4 protein-coding genes and 2 pseudogenes are annotated in these 4,384 nt (G+C 38.5%); 1 reads left to right on the forward strand and 5 read right to left on the reverse strand.

Features of this window, described 5'->3' with window-relative positions; translation table 11 throughout:
* The 4 genes and pseudogenes from BGC07_RS15850 to BGC07_RS15865 all read right to left on the reverse strand — a co-directional run.
* Positions 1 to 870, reverse strand: a pseudogene (locus BGC07_RS15850) (Tn3 family transposase); the annotation flags it as partial.
* Between the two features lie 16 nt (positions 871 to 886).
* A complete protein-coding gene (locus tag BGC07_RS15855; protein WP_069314045.1) occupies positions 887 to 1,273 on the reverse strand; it encodes a hypothetical protein in 387 nt (128 codons plus the stop codon).
* Positions 1,274 to 1,286: 13 nt separating this feature from the next.
* Entirely contained in the window at positions 1,287 to 1,793 is a 507-nt protein-coding gene (locus BGC07_RS15860; protein ID WP_069314046.1) for a hypothetical protein, read from the reverse strand.
* Positions 1,783 to 2,625 carry a DUF4158 domain-containing protein gene (locus BGC07_RS15865; protein ID WP_069314047.1) on the reverse strand — a complete coding sequence of 281 codons (843 nt, stop codon included), beginning with the start codon at positions 2,623 to 2,625 and terminating at the stop codon, positions 1,783 to 1,785. The genes BGC07_RS15860 and BGC07_RS15865 overlap by 11 nt, the downstream gene beginning before the upstream one ends.
* A gap of 201 nt (positions 2,626 to 2,826) precedes the next feature.
* On the opposite strand from BGC07_RS15865, the gene BGC07_RS15870 reads away from it, so the two are divergent.
* Entirely contained in the window at positions 2,827 to 3,414 is a 588-nt protein-coding gene (locus tag BGC07_RS15870) for a recombinase family protein (protein ID WP_201258187.1), read from the forward strand.
* Between the two features lie 700 nt (positions 3,415 to 4,114).
* On the opposite strand, the pseudogene BGC07_RS15880 reads toward BGC07_RS15870, so the two are convergent.
* Positions 4,115 to 4,384, reverse strand: a pseudogene (locus BGC07_RS15880) (DNA/RNA non-specific endonuclease); the annotation flags it as partial.

Raw genomic sequence — 4,384 nt, forward strand, 5'->3', positions numbered from 1 at the left:
TAAAAACACTCTTTGGAAGCTTACCAAGCTCTTTTAACCCACGGTATAATGGGTGTTGCCGAGAGTATGAATTCAAGCGCTTGAATAGTTGGGAGGCTGTGGATATCTTAAGCCTGATTGTTGTTATAAAACGAAGGATTTCATCCCATTGGTTCTCAATTGATGGCTCATGAATATAACGGTCTGGTAACAATGTGTACCCTAAACCAGCATAATGACTACGACTTTTGTATGAGCTAAGCTGTTGCTGCCCAAGCCCTTTGATGCGTGGAGCAAACTCAAAACCTAAAAGATAGGTTGCTGCAAAATAACCTCTGAATAACCATGAGTATCAGTTGAGTGTATATCGCTTTTAATTACATCATTGTGCATCAGCCCATCTATAACATAAGCTGCCTCACGTTCAGCTGAACTTATCACTGTAGAATGCCACATTAGGTCACGCATATCGATGAACGATACTACGCTAACGCCTTTATCCTTGCCCAAATATTTATAAGAGTAATTGGCATTCAATGAATCTACTGCCACCTCGAATTTCTGTCCATCACTAGAGGTGTGTAACGCATTAGCATTTTGTCGATAAATATTCGGTAAACTCATTTGATCCATAAAATGTAGAATACGGTCATTTGCACTTTGAACATTTTGCAATGAAAAATACCAGTTAACTGTGTTTTCAAGCTCCTCTTCATCTATCTGCTTAGATATTTGAGCTAGCTTGCGATGGCCAATATCACACCCATACCCAATAATTCCAGCAAACAAAGTTTTTTTGTTTGGTTTAGCTCTTTGGTACTTGATCTGCCAATGCTCAAATTCATCAAGAAAATGGGTAGCATGATTTACTGTAGACAGCATTTCAAGCATAGAGATGTATTTTCGATCAGGAAAAAAATGTGCCTAAAGATAAGCATTCTACTTCTTCTTGCTTTGGTGTGCTTACATGTAGTCGCCCATTAGGGCGAACGGTTAAGTATGGATTTTCTCCCGATTGGAAATTTTCATTTAATCTCTCATAACCGACATCGAGTGATTGATCAAGGGTTTTTAGTGTTACCTCACAACTGGAGAAGTTTTCTAATTGCGCACGCCGCAAGTATTCGTCACGATTAGCCTCCCAATCTGCTTTTAAAATTAAGTATTCATCAAGTGAGCGATATTTGTTTGAATAAATTAGGTTTAGCGACCCAGACTTAATAGCGTCGGCCACAGCAACAAACAGCAGAGCTTTATACAGCGAAACTCTAAATTTACCATCTTTAGCTATCAAAGCTGCACGCTGTTTATTTATTAAAAAATTTTACTGGGGCATTTTGATCAATATTTCCATCTTTACTTTGGTAATGACACAGGGCTTCCCATAGTGCAGGACTACTACAATTGGGCGCAAATCGTACCTGACGTACAATATCGGCAACTCGATGTTGTAATTTTAAGGATCGCGCTTCCAACATAGCCAGATAATTAGGTCCCTGCTGAATTTCAGCGGCATTTTTCTTAAACTGATCAACCTTCTGCTCTAATTTAGTGGGCTTAGCTGATTCTGTGTTTAGAGCTGTGTCAATTAAAGTAAGTTTCTCACTGTCAGTTAATTGTTTATCAGCAACAACTGCCCTGATTTCAGATAAAGTACCTTGAACATCCTGCCGAAGTTGGTCAACTAAAATAGTAAACGATTGATTACGTTGTTCGCGCTCCTTGAAATACACCTCCTTTTGTTCTCTTTCAGCAGCGTTAACAGCTGACTGAACAGCGCTTAAAAGAGTATCTATCAAAGTATCATTCAGCATCTGCACGTCGTGAAACCTGAGGGATCTGTGATTTAATCACAGAATAGGCGTAATAACGGATACATTCAGAGCTCAAGTTTAACTGACTTAAAGTTGTTTTCAAATCAAGATAAAGGGTCTGCAAAATATTCAGATCTGAAAGGTTTGCCCTAATCTTTGTTGGCTGGGTGGATTGATAAGGCTTTTTAAGCAAAGTTAAACGATAGCGCCAGCCGCCATCTATTTTGTCGTTAGGCTCTTTTTCTAGCAAATCATCGAGCTTTTGACGCTGATTTTCACTCAGGCAACCATCAACAATTTCACCAAGTAAAACTCGCTGATGGTTTATCTCTGTGATAATCAAATCTGCCAGTACATTATAGCTAGGAAGGGCAATGTTGTGACGAATGAGTGTTTCAATGCTTTCTAGCATAATAAGCTTAGGTCTAAATTGAACCCTGATTAGAGTGGTAATTTCTTTGATAATAAAATTTTTAGCTGTAAGGTCAAAAGCCTTAAAACCAAAATAATTTAAGATGATACGTTGGTGACGTGCATAAGATTCCTTACTATAAGCATTGATCGTAATCTCATCGAGGTTAACACCAATTTGAAGAGCTACATATTGTATATCCGACTGACGAAACTGCCAGCCGAAAAATTTGCGGCGGGCTTTAAAATAACCAGAAGCCACTAAAAAGAAAACTTTATTGTTAGGGGTACGTAAATTTATCATTGTATTTTTAAGCGTTAGAGGCAGAGAGAAGAATTTCTTCCTGTCAGCACTGCTGAATATTGGAGGTGATTCGAATTCTTCCTGTTCCAGCGTGTTAAATATTTTCATTCTTGCCATAAAGCACTCCTGGTGACAGGAAAGACTCTAAAACAATATACTTTAAATGATCATTTTTACAATAATTTTTATTAGATATAAATCACTGATATTTATATGTTTTATGTTATATTTAATATCTTGTTTTTCGGTTTTCTTTGAAGAGCACAGCTATGGAAATTAAAGTGGAAGCATTAACACGCAAAACGGTTGCTTATTTACGTGTATCTACAGCTGATCAGAATATCGGAAAAAAACAAGGCTGATATTCTAAATTTTGCTAACAATCATGACCTAGGAAAGGTCCATTTTATAGAAGAAATTGCTTCCGGAAAAAAAACTTGGCATGAGCGCAAAATTGCACAAGTGCTAGAGGAGCTGAGGGAGGCGGATGTGATTATTGTGGCAGAGCTTTCTCGCCTTGGTCGTAGTATGCTTGAATGCATGGAGATTTTATCTCTAGCCACAGAGAAAGGAATTTGTATTTACTCAGTTAAAGGTAATTGGCAATTAGATCATAGTATTCAAAGCAAAATTATGGCACTAGTATTCTCAATGGCAGCAGAAATTGAGCGTGATTTAATTTCTCAACGCACCAAAGAAGCTTTGCGTTTTAAGAAGGAACAAGGTTTTACCCTTGGTCGTCCCAAGGGTCCGGGCAAGAGTAAATTAGATCCATTCCGTCTAGAAATAGAAAATCTGTTAGCTAATGGAACAACACAAAAATTTATTGCGCAACGCTATCACACAACAGAAGCCAATCTCCATAATTGGTTAAAAAAGCATGGGCTAAAGACAGCTAAAGTATAATAATTGTGTTAGGAAGGAATGTTTTAAGTTCTAGTAATGTTCAAAGTTCTATGGGACAAATCTGTCGTTTGTTTAAACTTACCCAGTACTGGACCAAACCACAAATGCAACGCCTGATCACTAAATGCGTGCTCTACAAAGACCTTTCAATCCAAGAAGCGAAAGAAAGCTTGTTGGGTCATGATACAACAGCAAGACAGCTCACCAACCCCGACACATTTTACCCATTTAGACTCTTTACTGGCCAATTCAGCACGAACAAATTAAGAGGTATAAATGATCTTGTGAGAGATCTCTCACACGGGTGTAGGAAAATACAGTGAATTTCAGCAACTTCACAACTGCTTTTTATCCTAGTTCATTGATATATAAGCATTCTAAATTTACAGCATGATACCCAGACTCTTTTTTTGTTATTGGCTTATTGCGCACAAACCTCGAAATGGTACATTGTAGTCAAGCGGCAAGGACAACCGCAAAGGATAAAAACTCTAAGGACTGAGTTAGTCTTGGACGACCGCAGGACGCATAATTTTTTATGATCACAGGAGTGATCATGGCACTACAGCGACAAGGTAGACGCTATGCTTGATAAGGATACCAAGTAGGGTGCCACAACAGGAAGTCAATACAACGACAAAGGAATGAGTAAGGATACGACCCATTAATTGGGTCGAGTAGCCCAACAGCCGCCTTTTATTTAGGCATAGCCGACACGCCACATTTTAGATGTTGTTTCAATGAGTTTAGAGCGCTCATCTTGCGGTAATGCCGTTAAAAACTGCATCCCAGTTAATTTTTGAATATGAGCGACATTGGTTCGGTAGTCCGACACTTTATTTTTGGACACACGTCGATTTGGCATTACAAAAGCAATGACCTGATGTTGCTGTGGCACATAGATAATTATCAAAAACTCGGCCGCAAGCAACCGAGTTTGAAAAACTATTCCAACAACTCTCCATTTTTG

This window comes from Piscirickettsia litoralis, from assembly GCF_001720395.1.
GTDB lineage: Bacteria > Pseudomonadota > Gammaproteobacteria > Piscirickettsiales > Piscirickettsiaceae > Piscirickettsia > Piscirickettsia litoralis.

Excerpts from the sequence above, each read along its gene's own strand:
- BGC07_RS15860 (WP_069314046.1), bottom strand. The coding sequence starts at position 1,793 with ATGCTGAATGATACTTTGATAGATACTCTTTTAAGCGCTGTTCAGTCA.
- BGC07_RS15865 (WP_069314047.1), bottom strand. The coding sequence starts at position 2,625 with ATGGCAAGAATGAAAATATTTAACACGCTGGAACAGGAAGAATTCGAA.